Here is a 20,532-nt window from a genome sequence, read left to right on the forward strand (position 1 = left end):
GTGCGCCACGCCCATATTTCGGCCCGAACAAGAACCAAACACATCGGGCCATTCCCATGCCACTTGCTCTTTTTGCGTTGACGATCGCGGCCTATGCGATCGGGACCACGGAATTCGTCATCGTCGGCTTACTGCCGACGGTTGCCAATGACCTTCACATCACCCTGCCGCTCGCCGGCCTCATCGTCAGCGTCTATGCGCTGGGTGTCACCTTCGGTGCGCCGATCCTGACGGCGCTGACCGGGCGGATCGAGCGCAAACCGCTGATGCTGGGGCTGATGGCGCTCTTTATTATCGGCCACATTATCGCGGCGCTCAGCCCCGGCTACGAAGTGCTGCTGATTGCCCGCGTGGTCTCGGCCTTCGCGCACGGGGTATTCTTCTCCGTCGGTTCCACGATCGCTGCCGATCTTGTGCCGGAGAATCGAAGGGCGTCGGCTATTGCGATGATGTTCATGGGCCTGACGGTTGCAATCGTCACCGGCGTTCCGCTGGGTACTTTCATCGGCCAGACCTTCGGTTGGCGTACCACCTTTGCTGCCGTTGCCGGTCTCGGTGTCGTTGCCTTCGCAGCCATTGCTTTCCTGCTGCCCTCGAACCTCAAGAAGGCTCCGCCGGCCAGCATCGGTGAACAGATCCGCGTGCTTGCTACGGGGCGGCTACTACTCGTCTATGCCATGACGGCACTCGGTTATGGCGGCACTTTTGTTGCCTTCACCTTCCTCGCACCGATCCTCGAGCAGATTACCGGCTTTGCCTCTTCGGCCGTCGGCCTGATCTTGATGCTCTATGGGGTGGCGATTGCCGTCGGCAACGTCGTCGGCGGACGCATCTCCAACCGCGATCCGGTTAAAGCGCTGACATTCCTGTTTATCGCCCAGGCACTCGTGCTGGCGCTCTTCAGGTTCACGGCTGTCTCGCCCTGGCTGACGATCCCAACGCTCGCAATCCTCGGCTTCCTGTCCTTTGCCAATGTGCCGGGCCTGCAGCTTTATGTCGTACAGCTGGCACGTGGGCTCCGGCCGAATGCGGTCGATGTTGCTTCGGCGCTCAATATCGCCGCCTTCAACCTCGGCATTGCTATGGGTGCCTGGGTGGGTGGTCTGGTGGTTGAGTCCCGCTTCGGGCTGGGCGCCACGCCATTCGTTGCTGCAGCGCTCGTCACTGTCGCCCTTGGCCTCACCATCCGCAGCGGCGCCCTCGACCGCCGCTCCACCCCGGCTGCAGCCACGGCCTGCAGCGCGGCCTGACCTCCCCGCACTCGAAAGGAAGCAACATGAAATTCGTCAGCGCCAATGGCGCCTCCATTCCCGCCCTCGGCTTTGGCACGTTCCGCATGCCGGGCCCGGACGCCGAGCGCATGGTCTCGCATGTGCTCGCAAACGGTTATCGCCATATCGATACCGCGCAGATCTACGGCAACGAGGCCGAGGTCGGCGACGGTATCCGCCGCTCCGGCGTCGCCCGTGGCGATATCTTCCTGACCACCAAGGTCTGGGTCGAGAACTACAAGCGCGATGCCTTCCTTGCATCGGTCGACGAGAGCCTGAAGAAGTTGAAGACCGACTATGTGGATCTGCTGCTGCTTCATTGGCCGGACCAAACCGTACCGCTTGCCGAGCAGATCGGCTCGCTGAATGAAGTGGCGAAGGCGGGCAAGGTGCGCCATATCGGCGTGTCGAACTTCAATACTGATCTGATGGGGGAAGCCGTCAAGCTCAGCAGCCTGCCGACCGTGACGAACCAGGTGGAATATCATCCCTATATTGATCAAACGCCGGTGCTGCGCGCTGCAAAGCAGCTCGATATGTCGGTGACGGCCTATTACGCCATGGCTGACGGCAAGGTGTTTGAGGATGCGGTGCTGAAGGCGATTGCCGCCAGGCATGGCAAGCCGATTGCCCAGATCGTTCTCCGATGGATCGTTCAGCAGGATCTGATCGTGCTTTCCAAGACCGTCTCTGAACGGCGCGCACAGGAGAATGCGGCGATCTTAGATTTCGAACTCTCTTCCGAAGAGATGACGGCAATCCACGCGTTGGCGAAAGCCGATGGCCGTATCGTCAGCCCGGAAGGGTTGGCGCCGGCTTGGGATAGGGCAGCTTAGGGAACGGGCGCTTCGGCCCGTCCCTGTTTGCTATAGCTCAGGCAATCTCTGCAATGATCATCGGTCCGCTCCGCCGCAGACGGCCGGCGTTGCGGTCCGTGTCAACGGCGCATCGGCGGAGGATGATGGGGAAGCGAAGATGCTTTCCAGCCGCCTTGCCTGAGCAACGGTGACCGGCAGGATACCCCGCTCCCAGCGGGAGACGGTCGCCTGGTTGACGGCGAGGATTCCGCCAGATGCTCCTGCTTCATATTGCGCAGCTGACGCATGCGCCGGATGGCAGATCCCGATATCGGCATGGTTCCTCCCTCTCTTTATCATAGAGCCGCGACGATTGCCGCTGCAAGTTAATGGGTGGGATTGTCGAGGTCGCTCTTCAGCCGGTCGAGAATGGACAATGCGTGGCCGGCATAGGCGCTGATCCAGCGGTCATGAATCTGCTTGATCGGCAGACTGTTCAGATGGTTCCAGCGCTCCCGGCCCTCTTTCCTGGCAATCACCAGATCGGCTTCCTCCAGCACCTTCAGATGCTGCATGACAGTGCAGCGGTCCATCTCCGGGAATGCTTCGCAGAGCGCGCCTGTCGTGCGTGGTTCTTCCTTCAGAAGGTCGAGAATATCGCGGCGGCGGCGATGCGCTAGCGCCTTGAAAATGGGGTCGTCATCCGATTCGCTTGACATGTTATGTTTTTATAACATAATTAAGGCCGGATACAACGGAGAAGAGGAGGAAGTCGCATGTCCCTCAATATTCGCGTCTCGGGCCGCATCGGCCGCCCGGTGGCTGATGTCTTCGATGCGGTCGTCAACCCGAAGAAACTCTCGAGCTATTTCACCACGGTGGGCGGTGCCAGCGCGCCGCTGGTTGAGGGGACGACGGTGACCTGGTGGAAAGATGTACCGGTCGAGGTGGTCGAGCTCGTGCCAGACAGCAAGATCGTGCTGCGCTGGGATGGCGCAACTGACGAGGAGAAGAAGCCTTACAACACCCTCGTAGAGATGAATTTCAAACCGCTTGATGACGGTGGCACCATGGTGACCATCGCGGAGGACGGTTGGCGCGAGGATGAGCCGGGGCGCCGCGGAACCTACCAGAATCTCGAGGGCTGGACGCAGATGTTCTGCTGCATGAAGGCCTTTGTCGAATACGGCATCAATCTGCGCGAAGGCATGTTCCTCAGCGAGATGCGGGGTGAGCAGGCCAAAGCGCAGGAGGGGTGAGGGGAAGCGTCATGAACGATCTGATCTATGGCGGCGTCGACGTCGCGATGAAGGTTCCGCCGAGCAGGCAGAAGATCATATAGCCGCCGATGAGGCGGCTATATGTCCGTCGGAGGGTTGGAATTACGTTCTGAAGACGGCAGATTGCTGAGTGCGGAAGCCATAGCCCTGCGCAAGATGCAATAGACGCACTCGTCTTCGTGACAGAGACTTCGCTTGCCTGTCACGATGCGGGTGTTAGTTTCCGGAATCATATCGATTAAATCCCAGGAGATTTCAGATGCAGCTTGGCATGGTAGGTTTGGGCCGTATGGGCAATTACATGGTCCAGCGCTTGATGCGGGGCGGCCACGAATGCGTGGTCTATGACGCCAGGCCGGAAAGCGTCGCCGAGCTCGTTGGTCTCGGTGCCGACGGTAGTGGCTCGCTCGAAGAATTCGTCTCGAAGCTCGCCCGCCCGCGTGCCGTCTGGCTGATGCTGCCGGCCGCGATCACCGACAAGGTCATCGCCTCGATCGTCCCGCTGCTGCATGACGGCGATATCCTGATCGATGGCGGCAACTCCTACTATCACGATGACATCCGCCGCGGCGCGGAACTCATCACCAAGGGCATCCACTATGTCGACGTTGGCACCAGCGGCGGCGTCTTCGGCCTCGAACGTGGCTATTGCCTGATGATCGGCGGCGAGAAGGGTATCGTACAGCATCTGTCGCCGATCTTCGCAACGCTGGCACCGGGCAACGGCACCGCGGAGGCCTCGCCGAACCGCACGCCGGAAGCTGCAGCTCTCAGCACCGCCGAGCAGGGTTTCCTGCATTGCGGCCCGCATGGTGCCGGCCACTTCGTCAAGATGGTTCATAACGGCATTGAATACGGTCTGATGGCCGCCTATGCAGAAGGCCTCAACATCCTGAAGCACGCCAATATCGGCGCTCTGACGCATGAGGCCGATGCCGAAACGGCGCCGCTCTCTCATCCGGAATATTACCAGTACGATTTCAACCTGCCGGAGATCGCCGAAGTCTGGCGCCGTGGCAGCGTCATCACCTCCTGGCTGCTCGACCTGACGGCCGATGCGCTGCACAAGGACCCGGTCCTTACCCAATATGCGGGTCGTGTTTCGGACTCCGGCGAAGGCCGCTGGACGATCATGGCCGCCATCGACGAAAGCGTGCCGACGCCGGTGCTCAGCGCCGCGCTTCACGGCCGTTTCTCCTCGCGCGACCAGGACGAATTCGCCAACAAGGTACTTTCGGCCATGCGCGCCGGCTTCGGTGGTCATGCCGAGAAGCCGCACAAATAAGCAAAACACGCTGTCTTTATGTCAGCCGCCGGTCCGCGAGGTCCGGCGGCTTTGTTTTCGCCACGATAGCTAGACCATTTGTCTGTCTGGCTTTTCCGGCGCAGCACTTGCATAAATGCCTGACGTGCAAAACCGGAGGCGGGCATGGGGCAAATTTCTGCGATCGGCATCTGCAGCATCATGATGCTGCTTTCTCTTTTCGGCGCCGTTTCCGCGCAGACGACGCCGGCAACTTCCACCGACGTTGCGCCACCGCCTGCCCAGGTGCGGCAGATGATGGAGTTGATGCAAACGCCCGAAGTGAAGCAATGGATGGCGACGCAGATGGCGGCGCCCGCAGCCTCGACCGGCAATAACGAGGAAATGTCGATATTGTCCGACCGCCTCCAGCACGCCCGCAGGCACATTGCCATGGTCTCGGGTGCGGCGATGACACTACCTTCCGAAGTCGCACGGACGTCATCGCTTTTTCTCGGCGAATTGCGCGCGGCTGGTCCGCTTCGCATGGTCGGGCAATTTCTCGCCGTCCTCGTCACCGGCTTCATCGTCGAAATCCTGGTGCGAAGGATGGTACGTGAAAGGCGGGAGCGGGCAGCGCAGATGACAGTTACGCGCCTTGCCACTCGGGTCATTCCGGCCATCGTATTCGGCCTCGCGACGGGACTCACGTTGATCAGCTTCAATTGGCCGCCGGTCAGCCTGAATGTCGCGATTGCCATTGCCATCGCTGTCGTCGTCCAACGCTTCGCCGTTTCCATTGGCGGTGTCATCGTCGATCTCGTCACCTTGCCACGTGGCGAGGGAGAGACGGTTGCGGTTGATCCGGCTGTCGCGCAGTTCTGGTTCCGCCGCTGCACCTTGTTTGTCATCTATTTCGTCTTCGGCTGGGCCGTCCTGCAATCGATGCAGCCGCTCGGCTATTCGATGGGCGCGCGGTATCTGATCGGCTATATGCTCGGCGTCGGCCTCTTTTTGATTGCCACCGAAGCTGTCTGGTCACGGCCGGGCAATGAAACCCGGCGCAGTTATGCCATTACCTGGCTGCTGACCCTTTATTTCCTGCTGCTCTGGGGCATATGGGTGCTGAGCTTCAATTGGCTCCTTTGGGTGTGCATCTATCTCCTGCTGCTGCCGAGGGTGCTCGCCGTTTCGACGCTGGCGGTCAAATCCTTCCACTATGCCGAAGCGGGTTTTCTTGCCAAACGCCGCATCGCGACTGTGTTACTCGACCGTGGCGTCCGGGCGCTGATCATCGCCTTTGCAGCGATCTGGCTTGGACGCATGCTCGGCGTCGAAACCACCACGATGATGATGTCGAACGAAACGATGATCGATCGAGTGGCACGCGGTATTATCGGCGGTATCGTCATCCTCCTTGCGGCCGATCTTCTTTGGCATCTGGTCCGGGCTTATATCGACGGCAAGCTTCTGGATTCGCCCGTCGACAGCACGGTCAGCGATGAGGACAAGGTCAAGCGCGCGCGTCTGCAGACATTGCTGCCAATCTTCCGCAACATCCTTGCCGTCGTCATCGTCGTCATCGCCGTTCTGATGGTACTTTCGGGCCTCGGCATCGAGATCGGGCCATTGATCGCCGGTGCCGGCGTCGTCGGCGTCGCAGTCGGCTTCGGTGCGCAGACCATCGTCAAGGATGTCATCAGCGGCATGTTCTATCTGTGGGACGATGCTTTTCGTGTCGGCGAATATATCGAAAGCGGCAGCCACAAGGGCGTGGTCGAAGCCTTCAGCCTGCGTTCCGTCAAACTCCGCCATCATCGTGGGCCGCTGACGACGGTGCCTTTCGGGGAGCTTGGGGCCGTCAAGAACCTCAACCGCGATTGGACGATCGACAAGATAAGCCTGAACGTGACCTATGACACCGATCTCGTGAAAACGAAGAAGATCATCAAGCAAATCGGCCAGCAGCTTCTCGACAACCCCGAGTGGGGTCCGAATATCATCGAAACGCTGAAGATGAAGGGGGTTGAGCAGTTCGGTGAATTCGCAATCGAGATCCGCCTTTCGATGATGACCAAGCCCGGTGAGCAGTTCGTCATCCGCCGCAATGCGCTGGCGATGATCCGCAATGCCTTCAAGGAGAACGGTATCGAATTCGCCGTGCCGACCGTGCAGGTCTCCGGCGAGCGCGAGATTGAGGCGAGCGTCGCTGCGGCGCGTTATGCGGCGCAGGCCCGTGCCGCGGGAGAGCCGACGACCTGATCTTCGATTGAAAGACAAAGCTTACGAAATCGCAATGCGATCAGGGATCAGCACTGCGCAAATTTGCCCCAATTGAGGATGAAGGAGGCGGCAAGTGCGCGGGTGTGGGTAGCCGCAACATGGTTCATAGAGCCTGTATGTTGCTTATGTTACGTCTTTCAAAAGAGATTCCCGCGAGATGGCAATTACGGCAGGTAAGAGATGTCGGGTAACGACAAGTTGGAAGTTACTTCAGAGCCGGAAGAGGGCTCTTCCTTTGGCGCACTTTTCCGGCGCTACCGCACACCGCTGACGGCTCTCGCCACGCTCCTCATTTTCTGCCTCGTCGGCTATGCGATCATGCAGCTGACGGATGAGGTGCGCTATGACGATGTGGTCGAGGCACTGGCCGAAACGCGGCCGAGTTCGATCCTGATCGCACTGTTCTTTACGGCGCTGAGCTTCCTGGCGCTCGTCTTCTATGATCTCAACGCCATCGACTATATCGGCAGGCGTCTGCCCTTCCCGCATGTCGCGCTGACGGCCTTCAGCGCCTATGCTGTCGGCAATACCGCCGGTTTCGGCGCTCTCTCCGGTGGTGCGATCCGTTACCGTGCCTATACGCGGCTTGGAATTGCGCCCGAAGATATCGGCCGTATCATCGCTTTCGTGACACTTTCCTTTGGCCTCGGGCTGGCTGCCGTCGCAGCAATTGCGCTCCTCGTCATTGCCGATGAGATCGCCCCGCTGATCAGCGTCAGCAGCCTATGGCTTCGCATCATCGCGGCAGCGATCCTGGCAATCCTCGGCTCTCTCATGGTCATCGGCCGCGAAGGCCGGGTGATCGAAATCGGGTCGATCGCGCTCCGCCTGCCGGATTCGCGTACGTGGTCGCGCCAGTTCCTGGTGACCGCATTCGATATCGCGGCTTCCGCCTCGGTGCTCTATGTGCTCCTGCCGCAGACGGCGATCGGCTGGCCGGTGTTTCTGGCAGTTTATGCGATTGCCGTCGGCCTTGGCGTGCTGAGCCATGTGCCGGCGGGCCTCGGCGTTTTCGAGACCGTCATCATCGCTTCGCTCGGCAGCGCGGTGAATATCGATGCCGTCCTCGGCTCACTGGTTCTTTATCGTCTGATCTATCACGTCTTGCCGCTGCTGATCGCCATCCTTGCGGTTTCGGTGACGGAGCTTCGCCGCTTCGTGGATCATCCGGCCGCCTCCAGCGTGCGGCGCATCGGCGGACGGCTGATGCCGCAGCTGCTTTCGGCGCTGGCGCTGCTTCTCGGCGTCATGCTAATTTTTTCGAGCGTGACGCCGACGCCTGACCAGAATCTTGAATTCCTCTCCAACTATCTGCCGCTGCCGATCGTGGAAGGTGCCCACTTCCTCTCCAGCCTTCTTGGCCTTGCACTGGTCGTTGCGGCGCGGGGCCTTGGCCAGAGGCTCGATGGCGCCTGGTGGGTGGCGGTGTTTTCGGCGGTTGCTGCCTTGACGCTCTCGTTGCTGAAGGCGATCGCCCTTGTCGAAGCGGCTTTCCTCGCCTTTCTCGTTTTCGGCCTATTCGTCAGCCGTCGGCTTTTTACTCGCCATGCTTCGCTTCTCAACCAGGCGATGACGGCTTCCTGGCTGATGGCGATCGCTGTGATTATCGGAGGCGCGGTCGTCATCCTGCTCTTCGTCTATCGTGACGTCGAATACAGCAACGAGCTCTGGTGGCAGTTCGAATTTGCCGCAGAAGCGCCGCGCGGCCTGCGTGCCGTGCTCGGCATCTCCATCATTTCCTCAGCCATTGCCATTTTCAGCCTGTTGCGGCCGGCGACTTTCAAACCGGAACCGGCAGATGAAGAGGCGGTGCGCCGTGCCGTGGAAATCGTCGAGAAACAGGATAGCGCAGACGCCAATCTGGTGCGCATGGGGGATAAGTCCATCATGTTTTCGGAAAAGGGCGACGCCTTCATCATGTATGGCCGGCAGGGCCGTTCGTGGATAGCGTTGTTTGATCCGATCGGCGATCGTCATGCTGTGCCGGAACTGGTCTGGCGCTTCGTGGAAGCGGCGCGCGCTGCAGGCTGCCGCGCTGTATTCTATCAGATCTCGCCGGCGCTGCTTTCGCATTGCGCCGACGCCGGACTGCGCGCCTTCAAGCTCGGCGAACTGGCAGTGACCGACCTGCGCACCTTCGAGATGAAGGGCGGCAAATGGGCGAACTTGCGCCAGACCGCAAGCCGCGCCCAGCGCGACGGTTTGGAATTCAGCGTTGTCGAACCAGTCGATATTCCCGGGATCATCGACGATCTCTCGGCCGTTTCCAACGCTTGGCTCGAGCATCACAATGCCAAGGAGAAGGGCTTCTCGCTCGGCGCCTTCGATCCGGATTATGTAAAGTCGCAACCGGTCGGCATTCTCAAGAAGGACGGCCGGATCGTTGCCTTTGCCAATATCCTTGTCACCGCGGCGAAAGAGGAAGGGACGATCGACCTGATGCGCTTCTCGCCTGATGCGCCCAAGGGATCTATGGACTTCCTGTTCGTGCAGATCATGGAACATCTGCGCGCCCAAGGTTTTACGCATTTCAACCTCGGCATGGCGCCCCTCTCCGGCATGTCGAAACGCGAGGTGGCGCCCGTTTGGGACCGTATCGGCGGTACCGTCTTCGAACACGGCGAGCGCTTCTACAACTTCAAAGGGCTTCGCGCCTTCAAATCCAAGTTTCATCCGCACTGGCAACCGCGCTATCTTGCGGTTTCAGGAGGGGGCAATCCGATGATCGCATTGATGGATGCGACATTTCTGATCGGGGGCGGATTGAAAGGGGTAGTGAGAAAATGATGAAAAAATATCTGTTTGCTGCTGTATGCGTCAGCATGCTCGCGGCCGCGCCGTCTTATGCTGCGGATGAAACCACTGAGAGTTTCGAAACTGGCCTTATCCCTTCGCCGCACATCTTCCTGCCGCAGGGCGAGGTGAAGGGTGCGGTCTTCCTGATTTCCGATGCAGCGGGCTGGGGAGACAATGAAAAGACCGAGGCAGATCGTCTGGTTTCGCAGGGTTCCGTCGTCATCGGCGTCGATTTTCCGTCCTATATGGAAGCGCTGAACCGCTATGATGTCAGTCTCAACGATGGCTGCATCTACACGGTTTCCGATATTGAATCGCTCAGCCAGCAGGTACAGCGCGCCGCCGGCAACAGCCCCTATCACCTGCCGATCGTTGCCGGCATCGGCGAAGGCGGCGCGCTGGCGCTTGCCATTGCCGCACAGACACCTGATGCGACGATCGGCCAGACATTTGCCGTCGATCCGCGTGCCGGCATTCCGCTGAGCAAGGAGCTCTGTACACCGGCCACGAAGAAGGTGGTCGGAGACCGCAGCGTCTATGGGCTCACCGATGGTGCTCTGCCGGATCCTGTTATCGCCACCTTCACGCCCAAGGCCGACAAGGATGGCCGTGCTCATGTCGAGGATATCAAGAAGACACATGACGCCATCGAAATCCGCGAATCCACGGACGATGCGCAGACTGTGTTTGCCGATACGCTCGACGATCTGGTGACGGCTTCCGGCGCCTTCGACAATCCGCTCGGTCTGCCGCTTGCCGTTCTCGACGCCACGCCGAATCTCGACACGATGGCGGTGATCTATTCCGGCGATGGCGGCTGGCGCGATATCGACAAGGAAGTGGGCGGCAAGCTGCAGAAGGAAGGCATCCCTGTCGTCGGCATCGACTCGCTACGCTATTTCTGGACGGAGCGGAAGCCGCAAGAAACGGCCGACGATCTTTCCCGTATTATCGAATTTTACCGCAAGCAGTGGAAGGTGAAGCACGTCCTGTTGATCGGTTATTCTTTCGGCGCCGATATAGTGCCCGCCTCCTATCAGCTTTTGAAGCCTGCGGAGAAGGCGGCTGTTGCGCAGATTTCGCTTCTCTCGCTGTCGCACCAGGTCGATTATGTCATCTCCGTCATGGGCTGGCTCGGTCAGAAAACCGAGGGGGCAGGCGGCGATCCTATCGAGGAGCTCAAGGGTGCCGATCCGAAGCTCGTCCAATGCATCTACGGCAAGGATGATGACGATGATGTTGCCTGCCCCGCCGTCAAGGACGTCGGCGGCGAGGTCATCGAACTGCCGGGCGATCATCACTTCGACGAAAATTACGATCTTCTGACGAAGACGATCGTCGACGGCTTGAAGGCGCGCCTCAAGGGCTAAAGAGCGGCGCGATCTTTCAGATTCGCTTGCCACGCTTTAGGCTCTTGTTTTCGCATGTCGTTACCCCAAAACCGCGGAGCACTTTGCGCGACATGCTCTAACGCATCAGCATCTGTTCACTCCAGCCGAGGGCGGCAACCTCGCCGCCTCGGAACCTAGCATCGTCATCGACGATGAATTCGTCGAGTTGCGGCGGGGCGACGCTGCTTCCAGCCAGCATGGCGTGGACCTGTCCGCGATGGTGCGTCTGATGTTGGAAGAGGTGACTCAGCACATCGTCCACGCGTTCCCGCTGGAGGCGGCCCTCGCGCTGAAGCTCCACGGCCGAAGTAAGCTTCTCGGGTGTCAGACCTTCGCAGATTGCAACAAGACGCTGGTCGACCTTCGCCTGCTCTGCGGAGAGCGACGGGATATCGTCAAAGGGCTCTTCGATGTCGAAAGCGCGAAGGCCGAGCGTGCCGCCTTCCAGCCCGTTGACATAGAACCAGTCGACCGTGAGAATGTGGTTCAGCGTCGATTTGATCGATGGGAAAAAACTTGTACGCGTGGCCTCGAATTCACCGGGCTTGAGGGTCGCGCAGGCGGCAAGAAGCCGGTTGTTCGCCAGGGCATTGTTGTAGGCGAGCTTTCGGAACATGCGACAGGGATCGAAACTCGGCATCGCCTCTCCTCTTTAATGCATGCATTGTCTCTTTGTTTTCAGGCAATCCTGGACGCAGAACGCTTCACGCTTTTGCGGGGTTTACCCTAGTTCTTGTCATCGAGATCGCCGTCTCGCCACACGAGATGACGGGGCGAGGCGGGCAGGTTCTCGATCTCGGCCGCGATGAAATAGGGCGGAATATCAAGAGTAGTCAGGGCCTGGAATGTTGCAGGCACCCATTTGAATTCCAGATGGTTGTCGCCGTCCTCCACCCGATGAATGATCTCATGCGTGCGGAACGGAAATTCCTGGGGGATTTCCATGAAATAGTAGAGGCCGAGTTCATGCCAGTCGCGCCCCTCGTAATGGAAGAAGTTCTCGACGCTCCAGAGCAGGCGGCCGACGGTCACTTCGACGCCGATCTCCTCCATCATCTCCCGCTTCAGCGTTTCCTCAGAGGTTTCGCCGATCTCCGCACGGCCGCCGGGAAAAGTCCAGAAAGGTTCGTGAACGGCGCGATGGACAAGCACGTGCCCATCACGAAAGCCGAGCCCGGCAATGCGGTAGTTGAAGCGCTGGCGGCCTGAATTGAGGCGAACGACAGTTCTCTTGGGCATGATATTATCCGACATCGATGACCACTATCTCCGGCGGAACGCCGAAGCGCACGGGCGCGATGGAGCAGCCGAGTCCGCTGGAAACGATGATATTTCGGCCGTTCTCTAGGATATGGCCGTAGGCATACCGATCGCCATAGCGTGAGGGCACCATCGGCGAATAACCGAGAAGACGGATCTGTCCTCCATGCGTATGGCCGGACAGGGTGAGCGATACACGTTCGGGCACGCGCGGAAAAATATCAGGCTCGTGGGCGAGCAGGATGACGGGCAGGTCATCGGAAACCTGCGCGAGCGTTCCGTCGAGATCATCGAGACCCTGCATCCGGCTGCGGCCCCATTTCCTGTCCGGCAGGAGCGCCAACTGGTCTTCCAGACCCGCCAGCCAAAAGCCATATCCGTCCTTTTCCAAACGGACGGCGCGATTGCTGTAGACGGGAATACCGGCGTCGGCCAAAGCCCTATGTCCGATCGTATCGCCTCCGCCATTCATCTGCGCGGTTCTATCTTCCCACCAATCATGGTTGCCCATGATCGCATGGACTCCCAGCGGGGCTTTGAGCGTCGCCAGCGCCTTTGACCATTCACTGGAATGAACGTAACCCGTCACCATGTTCATGCCCGCCGCGTAGTCTCCGAGCAGGAAGGTGATGTCGCCCTCCAGTTCGTTGGCGCGGGCGCAGATCGAGGTGATGCGGTCTGCCGACATCCAGGGTTCGCAGGCGTGGAAATCGGCCAATGCGACAAGACGCAGCTTCAGACCGGGTGTCCAGCCCGGCGGGGTTAGCTTGTAACGGGAAATTGTCAGCCGGGCCAGCGGTTCATAGGCGAAGGCATATCCGCCGAGTGCCATCAGGCCGGCAAAACTGCTGCCCGCCAATTTGAGAAAGCCGCGCCGGCTGATCAATCAATCGTCCTCCCGGAACAGCCCGAACTGTGCAGCCTCCATATCCTTCGGTGGCTGCATGCCGAGATGTTTCCACGCGATTGCGGTCAGAACGCGGCCACGTGGCGTACGCTGGATAAAACCCTGCTGGATCATGTAGGGCTCGATAATGTCTTCGATGGCATCGCGTGGCTCGGAGAGGCCGGCGGCAATGGTTTCGATGCCGACCGGGCCGCCGCCGAAGTTGACCGCGATCATATTGAGGTAACGCTTATCGAGCTGGTCAAAGCCGACATTGTCGACCAGCAGGCGGGTCAGCGCCTCGTCGGCGACCTCGCGGGTGACGGCTTCGACCCTTGCGACTTCGGCGAAGTCGCGTACGCGGCGCAGCAGGCGGCCGGCGATGCGCGGCGTGCCGCGAGCGCGCCGCGCGATCTCGCGGGCGCCGTCATCGGTCATGCCAAGGCCCATCAGGCGGGCGCCGCGGCGAACGATCAGCTCCAGCTCCTCCACCGTATAGAAGGAGAGGCGCACCGGAATGCCGAAACGGTCGCGCAACGGGGTCGTCAGCAGGCCGAGGCGGGTGGTCGCGGCAACGAGCGTGAATTTCGACAGATCGATCTTCACCGAGCGGGCGGCCGGGCCTTCGCCGATGATGAGGTCGAGCTGGAAATCTTCCATGGCCGGATAGAGGATTTCCTCGACCGCCGGATTGAGGCGATGGATTTCGTCGATGAAAAGAACGTCGCGCTCTTCGAGATTGGTCAGCAACGCAGCGAGATCGCCGGCTTTTGCGATGACCGGGCCGGAGGTCGAGCGGAAGTTGACGCCGAGTTCCTTCGCCATAATCTGCGCCAGCGTCGTCTTGCCGAGGCCCGGCGGACCGACGAAGAGGACGTGATCCAGCGCCTCGCCTCGGTTCTTGGCTGCTTCGATGAAAATCTTGAGATTGGCACGCGCTTCCGCCTGGCCGGTGAACTCGTCCAGAGACTGCGGGCGCAGCGTCGTATCCAGGTCTTCGCCACGCTTTTCAGGCGCTATCAGGCGATCAGCGGTCATCAGGCACTTCCGTTCAAAGCTTGCTCAAGTCCATACACCAAGCGGTCGCCGTTGACATCCCGTCGGGCAATCAACGCGAAAGTTCCCGCAGGCCGAGGCGGATCAGCTTGGCGCTGTCTGCGTCCTCGCCGGCTGTCTTCATGGCGGCGGCGACCGCATTGGCGGCCTGATCGCGCGAATAGCCAAGATTGGTTAGCGCCGAAACAGCGTCGGCGACGGGAGCGGCTGCCACGCCTTCGCCGATCTCCTGCTTGAGGCCGATATTAATCGCCTCACCGGCAAAGGCAGGTGCCTTGTTCTTGAGTTCGGTGACGATACGGATCGCGACCTTGGGACCGACGCCCTGGGCGCGCGAAACGGCGGTCTTGTCTTGGAGGGCGATCGCATTGGCAAGTTCGGGAGGTGTCAGGGTCGAAAGCACGGCGAGCGCCACTTTCGCGCCGACGCCCTGCACGCTTTGCAGCAGATTGAACCATTCGCGCTCGAGCCGGGTCTGGAAACCGAAGAGCTTAAGCTGGTCCTCGCGCACATAGGTTTCGATAAAGAGCACGCAGGCTTCTCCCACGGAACCGAGCTTCGAGAGCGTGCGCGCCGAGCAATAGGCGACGTAGCAGACGCCGTGCACATCCACGAGCACATAGTCGTCGCCGATCTCATCTATAATGCCTTTCAGCTTGCCGATCATGATATTGTTCCGTCAAGGATGGGTTGCGAGAGCGTTGGCAGCTGCCCGCATTCTGTTGCTGCCGCGATGATGGGCGTGGCAGATGGCGATTGCCAAAGCGTCGGCGGCGTCGTTGCCCTTGAATTCGGCTTTCGGCATCAGGATCTTCAGCATCATGTGGATCTGTTGCTTCTCCCCGTGACCGACACCGATGACGGTCTTCTTCACGGCATTCGGCGCATATTCCGATACCGGGAGACCGGCGCGGGCCGGCACTAGCATGGCGATGCCGCGGGCCTGGCCGAGCTTGAGGGTTGCTACCGCATCCTTGTTGACGAAAGTCTGTTCGACGGCGGCCTCATCCGGCTTGTAGGAATGGACCACATCGGCAAGGCCGTCATGCAGCTGGCAGAGGCGGGAAGCGAGGTCCATGTCACCATCCGAAGTGACAGTTCCCGAGGCAACGAAGCGCAGCGAATTGCCGAGCGTATCGATGATGCCCCATCCGGTGCGGCGAAGGCCGGGATCGATACCGATGATACGAATCGTGTTTTGCATAGCTCACCTTATAGCGATGACGAAATAAGTGCCATTGATGTGTGAACAAAGCGAAAACATTCGTTGTTTTTGCGGGGCCGTGTTTACCGCGAATTAAACCGGATGCCTGAATTCTAGTCCGTCAAATGTGAGAGGGGCCAGCTTTCGCAAAGCTTAAGGCTTCTGATGGTCTGTTTGCATTTCAACCGGCGGGTGATGTCTCCGTGCTTCCACTCGCCGGCGCCGCTGTTCCGAAGGGTTCGTATTTCATGGCTCAGAGATTTCAGTCCCTGTCCTTCAAGGTGATAGCCACCTTCATCCTGCTGACCACGCTCTCGGTCGCGGTGATCAATATCCTCGCCTATTTCGCCAGCAGCCGCATTTCCGACGAGCAGGCGCTGAAGGCCAAGGAGAGCGTCTTGATCTTCCGTGGCGACATGCTGCAGGATCAGCTTGTGCAGCTTGAAAATCAAGCGACCTCGATTGCGCGTATCGAAGCGCTGCAGATGTCGATCACCAACCTGAAGAGCGGTTGGAAGACGATGGAGAAGAGCTCGGGTGACGCACGCGGGGAGCTGAAGAAGGCCTTCATCACGAATAATCCGAACCCGGCCGACCAGCGCGAGAAGCTTGCAAAGCCCGAGGGGCCAAGCGGTTTCTATTATTCGAGCCATGAGAAGACGCAGGGCGAGGTGGCGCGCGACCTCGCCGATACCGCCTTCAGCGACCTCCTGATCGTCGATCTCGATGGCACCGTGCTCTATTCCTACAAGAAGAACGACGACTTCGCCGAAAACCTGAAGTCAGATGCTTGGAAATCGACCGGAGCGGGCATCGCCTATGCCAAGGCAATGGAAAACACCGCCAAGGCGACCGACGATTCCGCGCCGACGGCCTTCTCCGGTCTGCGCGTCGATGCAGGAAGCGGCAAGTCGGCGATCTTCTATGCAGTTCCGATCGTCAAGCTCGGGCAGGCGAAGGGGCTGATGCTCTTCAAGGTGCGCGACGATGTCGTCACCAGCATTCTCGCGAAGGGTATCGTGTCCGGCAGCACGGCAAAGGCGGCCATCATTTCGGCAGACGGCTCGGCCGTCGGCCTCAATGCATCTGGTCAGCTTGCAACGCTGGATACTGCGCCGTTCACCTTCATCAAGGATGCACTTGCGAGTTCGGCAATGACGGTCGCGGATTTCGATCGCGCCGATGGTGCGGCCCGCGCCTATGTGCGTGGCATTGATTATCGTGGCGACCGTTTCCTCGTCGTTGAAAGCATGCTGCTCAGCGAATTGAACGCCGGCTCGATCGAGATCGCCACGCTGCTGACCTCGATCGGCGTCGGCGTTCTCGTCATCATGGCGATCGCCACGGGGCTCATCACCAACTTCTTGTTCTCACCGCTCGTCCGGCTTGCCGGCGTGACCCGCGAAGTCGCTGACGGCAAGCTGGATGTCGAGATCGGCAGCGAGAACCGCAAGGACGAGATCGGCACCATGGCGAAGGCGCTTGGTCGTTTCAAGCAGTCGCTGATCGAAGGTCGCCAACTCGAAGCCGAGAATGAGCGGGCGCGTGCGCGTGCCGAAAGCGAGCGCCGGCAGAACCTTGCGCAGCGAGAGGCGGAAGCCCGCAGCCTGCAGGATGTCGTCGCAGCGCTCGACGAGGGGCTTCATCATCTGGCCAGCGGTGATCTGGCCTACCAGATCGAAAAACGCTTTCCGAGCGAACTCGAAAGTCTACGCGTGAACTTCAATGAGGCGCTGGCAACGCTCAACGAGACGATGACGGCGATCGGCGGCAATTCCATGGCCGTCCGTGCAGGTTCCGAAGAGATGCGCACCGGTGCCGATGAACTGGCTGGCCGCACCGAGCGGCAGGCAAGCTCGATTACCGAGACGGCTAACGCGATCAGCGCCATCACCCAGTCGGTGCGCGTACAGATCGAACGCGCCGAGCAGGCCGCGCGCATCGCCCGCGATGCAAAGAAGGAGACGGTCGGCTCCAGCCAGATCATGCGCGAGACGATCGCAGCGATGGAAGCGATCCAGGCGTCATCGCGGCAGATCAACACTATCATCTCCGTCATTGACGATATCGCCTTCCAGACAAACCTGCTGGCATTGAATGCCGGCGTCGAAGCGGCACGCGCGGGCGAAAGCGGCAAGGGTTTTGCAGTCGTCGCCATGGAAGTACGCGAATTGGCGCAACGCTCTTCGAGCGCTGCCAAGGAAATCTCCAGTCTGTTGCAGAAATCCACGCATGAGGTTGAAAGCGGCGTTGCGCTTGTTGAGAGGGCAGGCGTTGCGCTCGCTGGCATCGGCGGTCATGTCGAAGCCATCGATGGCCAGATCAACGAAATCATGGAATCCACCCGTGAAGAGGCCGACACCCTGCGACAGATCAACAGCGCGGTCGCCGAGCTCGATTCCATGACCCAGCAGAATGCGGCGATGGTCGAGGAGACGACAGCTGCCATCCACCGTCTGGCAACCGAGGCCGTAGAGATGGACCGTCAGCTCGGCAATTTTACGCTTGCCGAAGGTCAGCAGTACAGCGCCGACGTACATCTGCTGCGCAAGCGAGCCTGATCGCATCTTGCTGATCCGGTTCGAAAGACCCGATGATGCCGACGCCATTCACGCGCTGACGTGGACGGCGTTCGAATCAATGCCTTTCAGCAACAATACCGAAGCTCAGATCGTCAGAGATCTTCGCGCGTCGGGTGACCTGACAATATCTCTTGTCGCGGAAGAGGGCGAAGAGATTGTCGGCCATGTTGCCTTCTCGCCAATCACGGTCGGCGATATCGAGGATGGATGGTTTGGGCTGGGGCCGATTTCGGTGAAACCGGAACGGCAAAGGCAGGGAATCGGCCGAGCATTGATCCTGAAGGGGCTTGGTCTGCTGAGAGGGTGTGATGCGACCGGCTGCGCGCTGATCGGAAATCCCGCAGTTTATCGCGGCGTCGGTTTCGAGAGCGATGGGAAGCTCACCTATGGCGATCTCGACACGCGTTATGTGCAGCGGATCGTCTTCAAAGGATCGCCACCATCAGGTGCGTTGAAATTCTCCCCGGTTTTCGACAAATGACGGTTATTTTCTGCGACAGCTTTTGTTTAAGCCGCGATTTGGAATAGAGCCACGGCGAACCTACATAGACCGCACTCCCATTCTTGCGCGGCAGGTTTTCATGGTTCCCTTTTCCATTCTCGATCTTTCCCCTGTGGCAGACGGCACGACCATCAGCCAATCCTTTGCGGCGTCGAAGCGCATGGCACAGAAGGCGGAGGAATTCGGCTATACGCGTTTTTGGATGGCGGAGCATCATGGCATGCCCGGCGTCGCGAGCGCGGCGACTTCGGTCATTCTGGGCCAGATCGGGGCGGTGACGAAGACCATCCGCATCGGTTCGGGTGGCGTTATGCTGCCGAACCATGCGCCGCTCGTCATTGCTGAGCAGTTCGGCACCCTGGAAGCGCTATTTCCCGGCCGCGTTGATCTCGGTCTCGGCCGGGCGCCGGGAACGGACATGCGAACGGCGCAGGCGCTCAGGCGTAACCTCGATGCGGGTGCAAACAGTTTTCCCAATGATGTAGTGGAACTACAGCAGCTTCTGGGGGCACCGATCGAAAACCAGGCAATCCTCGCTGTACCCGGCAGCAATTCGAACATTCCGATATGGCTGCTCGGCTCCAGTCTCTACAGCGCCCAGCTTGCGGCCATGCTCGGTCTCCCCTTCGCCTTTGCTTCGCATTTTGCGCCTGACATGCTGCTTGATGCGATCGCAATCTATCGCGACCGGTTCCAGCCTTCCTCGGAACTGGACAAGCCCTATGTGATGGTCGGCGTCATGGGCGCTGTTTCCGAAACGGACGAGGAAGCGCGGTATCACTTCACCTCTGCACAGCAGCAATTTGTCAATCTCAGGCGCAATGTGCGTGGTCCTTTCCCGCGGCCGGTCAAAGACATGGACGCCTTCTGGTCTCCGATGGAAAAGATGAATGTGGAGCACACATTGCGTTACGCCGTCGTCGGCTCCCCAGCCACGGCAGAGGCCCAGCTAAATGAATTCCTCAAGAAAACGCAGGCCGATGAGGTCATCATCTCCATGCCGATCCATGATATCGAGGCACGGTTGAAATCGGTGGAGCTCTTTGCCGGACTCGGCAATTTCATGCGGGCCGCGGCCTAGCCGGCAAGCATCCTAGCAAGCAAAAAAACCCGGCGGAATGGCCGGGTTTTCCATTCAATATCGTGGACGGCTTCAAGCCGAGAGCTTGGCCAGAACTTCTTCCGAGACTTCGAAGTTCGAGTAGACGTTCTGGACGTCGTCATCGTCTTCGAGCGAGTCGATGAGCTTAAGCAGCGACTGGGCTCTTTCTTCGTCGACCGGCACGTTGTTCTGGGCGCGCCAGACGGCTTTCACAGTCTCGGCTTCGCCGAGGGATGCTTCGAGCGCCTTGGCAACTTCGCCTAGGGCCTCGAAGGCGGTGGTGATGTAATGGCCTTCCTCGTCGGTCTCCACATCATCGGCGCCGGCTTCGATCGCGGCTTCCATGACTTTGTCGGCATCGCCGGCGGACAGTTTGTAGGTGATTTCGCCGACATGATCGAAGGAGAAGGAAACCGAGCCGGTTTCGCCGAGTGCGCCGCCGGCTTTGGTGAAGATCGAGCGGACGTTGGAGGCGGTGCGGTTGCGGTTATCGGTCAGGGCCTCGACGATGATCGCCGTGCCGCCCGGGCCGTAGCCTTCGTAGCGGACTTCGTCATAGTTCTCGGTGTCGGCGCCGGAAGCCTTCTTGATGGCGCGATCGATGTTGTCCTTCGGCATCGACTGGGCCTTGGCGTTCTGGATCGCCAGGCGCAGGCGGGCGTTCATCGAAGGGTCGGGCAGGCCGGCCTTGGCGGCAACGGTGATTTCGCGCGCGAGCTTGGAGAACATTTTCGAGCGCACGGAATCCTGACGGCCCTTGCGGTGCATGATGTTTTTAAACTGTGAATGGCCAGCCATGGCACCCCTGTTCACGTCTCATTGTTCGGAATGGGCCGCCTTATAAGATCGGAAAGGGCGATATTCAAGGAAAAAGCAGCT

The 20,532-nt window shown here is 59.8% G+C and carries 18 protein-coding genes and 1 pseudogene; 10 read left to right on the top strand and 9 right to left on the bottom strand.

Annotation, left to right across the window (positions count from 1 at the left end; all coding sequences use genetic code 11):
• Positions 1 to 56 precede the first annotated feature (56 nt).
• Both FHT78_RS22630 and FHT78_RS22635 read left to right on the top strand, forming a co-directional pair.
• Positions 57 to 1,250, top strand: a complete 1,194-nt coding sequence (locus FHT78_RS22630; protein WP_183748815.1) for an MFS transporter — start codon at positions 57 to 59, stop codon at positions 1,248 to 1,250.
• A gap of 26 nt (positions 1,251 to 1,276) precedes the next feature.
• Positions 1,277 to 2,107, top strand: coding sequence for an aldo/keto reductase (locus FHT78_RS22635; RefSeq protein WP_183748816.1), 831 nt, complete (start codon positions 1,277 to 1,279; stop codon positions 2,105 to 2,107).
• Positions 2,108 to 2,221: 114 nt separating this feature from the next.
• On the opposite strand, the pseudogene FHT78_RS29810 reads toward FHT78_RS22635, so the two are convergent.
• Together FHT78_RS29810 and FHT78_RS22640 are read right to left on the bottom strand one after the other, a co-directional pair.
• Positions 2,222 to 2,406, bottom strand: a pseudogene (locus FHT78_RS29810) (helix-turn-helix transcriptional regulator); the annotation flags it as partial.
• Positions 2,407 to 2,454: 48 nt separating this feature from the next.
• Positions 2,455 to 2,787 carry a metalloregulator ArsR/SmtB family transcription factor gene (locus FHT78_RS22640; RefSeq protein ID WP_183748817.1) on the bottom strand — a complete coding sequence of 111 codons (333 nt, stop codon included), beginning with the start codon at positions 2,785 to 2,787 and terminating at the stop codon, positions 2,455 to 2,457.
• Between the two features lie 57 nt (positions 2,788 to 2,844).
• Between FHT78_RS22640 and FHT78_RS22645 the strand changes: the two genes are divergently transcribed.
• The 5 genes from FHT78_RS22645 to FHT78_RS22665 all read left to right on the top strand — a co-directional run bounded on the left by FHT78_RS22645 (position 2,845) and on the right by FHT78_RS22665 (position 11,040).
• Entirely contained in the window at positions 2,845 to 3,327 is a 483-nt protein-coding gene (locus FHT78_RS22645; RefSeq protein WP_183748818.1) for an SRPBCC domain-containing protein, read from the top strand.
• Positions 3,328 to 3,607: 280 nt separating this feature from the next.
• Complete coding sequence (gene gnd / locus FHT78_RS22650; RefSeq protein ID WP_183748819.1) at positions 3,608 to 4,633, top strand: phosphogluconate dehydrogenase (NAD(+)-dependent, decarboxylating); 1,026 nt, start codon at positions 3,608 to 3,610, stop codon at positions 4,631 to 4,633.
• Positions 4,634 to 4,777: 144 nt separating this feature from the next.
• Positions 4,778 to 6,853, top strand: coding sequence for a mechanosensitive ion channel family protein (locus FHT78_RS22655; RefSeq protein ID WP_183748820.1), 2,076 nt, complete (start codon positions 4,778 to 4,780; stop codon positions 6,851 to 6,853).
• Positions 6,854 to 7,054: 201 nt separating this feature from the next.
• Complete coding sequence (gene mprF / locus FHT78_RS22660; protein WP_183748821.1) at positions 7,055 to 9,661, top strand: bifunctional lysylphosphatidylglycerol flippase/synthetase MprF; 2,607 nt, start codon at positions 7,055 to 7,057, stop codon at positions 9,659 to 9,661.
• Complete coding sequence (locus FHT78_RS22665; RefSeq protein WP_183748869.1) at positions 9,661 to 11,040, top strand: virulence factor family protein; 1,380 nt, start codon at positions 9,661 to 9,663, stop codon at positions 11,038 to 11,040. The genes mprF and FHT78_RS22665 overlap by 1 nt, the downstream gene beginning before the upstream one ends.
• Before the next feature lie 97 nt (positions 11,041 to 11,137).
• Here the strand turns inward: FHT78_RS22665 and FHT78_RS22670 are convergent, their stop codons facing one another.
• From FHT78_RS22670 to ruvC, 6 genes are all read right to left on the bottom strand, one after another.
• The gene (locus FHT78_RS22670) at positions 11,138 to 11,701 is read right to left on the bottom strand and encodes a DinB family protein (protein WP_183748822.1); all 564 of its coding nucleotides are present in this window, start codon (positions 11,699 to 11,701) and stop codon (positions 11,138 to 11,140) included.
• 86 nt (positions 11,702 to 11,787) lie between these two features.
• The gene (locus FHT78_RS22675) at positions 11,788 to 12,300 is read right to left on the bottom strand and encodes an NUDIX hydrolase (protein WP_183748823.1); all 513 of its coding nucleotides are present in this window, start codon (positions 12,298 to 12,300) and stop codon (positions 11,788 to 11,790) included.
• Positions 12,301 to 12,304: 4 nt separating this feature from the next.
• Entirely contained in the window at positions 12,305 to 13,207 is a 903-nt protein-coding gene (locus FHT78_RS22680; protein ID WP_183748824.1) for a metallophosphoesterase, read from the bottom strand.
• On the bottom strand, positions 13,208 to 14,245 hold the full coding sequence (gene ruvB, locus FHT78_RS22685) for a Holliday junction branch migration DNA helicase RuvB (protein ID WP_183748825.1): 1,038 nt from the start codon (positions 14,243 to 14,245) through the stop codon (positions 13,208 to 13,210).
• Between the two features lie 70 nt (positions 14,246 to 14,315).
• A complete protein-coding gene (ruvA, locus tag FHT78_RS22690; protein WP_183748826.1) occupies positions 14,316 to 14,930 on the bottom strand; it encodes a Holliday junction branch migration protein RuvA in 615 nt (204 codons plus the stop codon).
• Positions 14,931 to 14,942: 12 nt separating this feature from the next.
• Positions 14,943 to 15,467 (bottom strand): crossover junction endodeoxyribonuclease RuvC, encoded by a 525-nt coding sequence (gene ruvC / locus FHT78_RS22695; RefSeq protein WP_183748827.1) that lies wholly within the window; start codon positions 15,465 to 15,467, stop codon positions 14,943 to 14,945.
• 248 nt (positions 15,468 to 15,715) lie between these two features.
• Here ruvC and FHT78_RS22700 point away from each other — a divergent pair, with 248 nt between their 5' ends.
• The 3 genes from FHT78_RS22700 to FHT78_RS22710 all read left to right on the top strand — a co-directional run bounded on the left by FHT78_RS22700 (position 15,716) and on the right by FHT78_RS22710 (position 19,632).
• A complete protein-coding gene (locus FHT78_RS22700) occupies positions 15,716 to 18,028 on the top strand; it encodes a methyl-accepting chemotaxis protein (protein ID WP_183748828.1) in 2,313 nt (770 codons plus the stop codon).
• Positions 18,029 to 18,035: 7 nt separating this feature from the next.
• Positions 18,036 to 18,530: an N-acetyltransferase gene (locus FHT78_RS22705; RefSeq protein ID WP_183748829.1), complete on the top strand. Its 495-nt coding sequence runs from the start codon at positions 18,036 to 18,038 to the stop codon at positions 18,528 to 18,530.
• Positions 18,531 to 18,630: 100 nt separating this feature from the next.
• Positions 18,631 to 19,632: an LLM class flavin-dependent oxidoreductase gene (locus FHT78_RS22710; protein WP_183748830.1), complete on the top strand. Its 1,002-nt coding sequence runs from the start codon at positions 18,631 to 18,633 to the stop codon at positions 19,630 to 19,632.
• A gap of 72 nt (positions 19,633 to 19,704) precedes the next feature.
• Here the strand turns inward: FHT78_RS22710 and FHT78_RS22715 are convergent, their stop codons facing one another.
• Complete coding sequence (locus tag FHT78_RS22715) at positions 19,705 to 20,451, bottom strand: YebC/PmpR family DNA-binding transcriptional regulator (RefSeq protein ID WP_183748831.1); 747 nt, start codon at positions 20,449 to 20,451, stop codon at positions 19,705 to 19,707.
• Positions 20,452 to 20,532: the final 81 nt, after the last annotated feature.

It is taken from the genome of Rhizobium sp. BK196 (assembly GCF_014193255.1).
Taxonomy (GTDB): Bacteria; Pseudomonadota; Alphaproteobacteria; order Rhizobiales; family Rhizobiaceae; genus Rhizobium.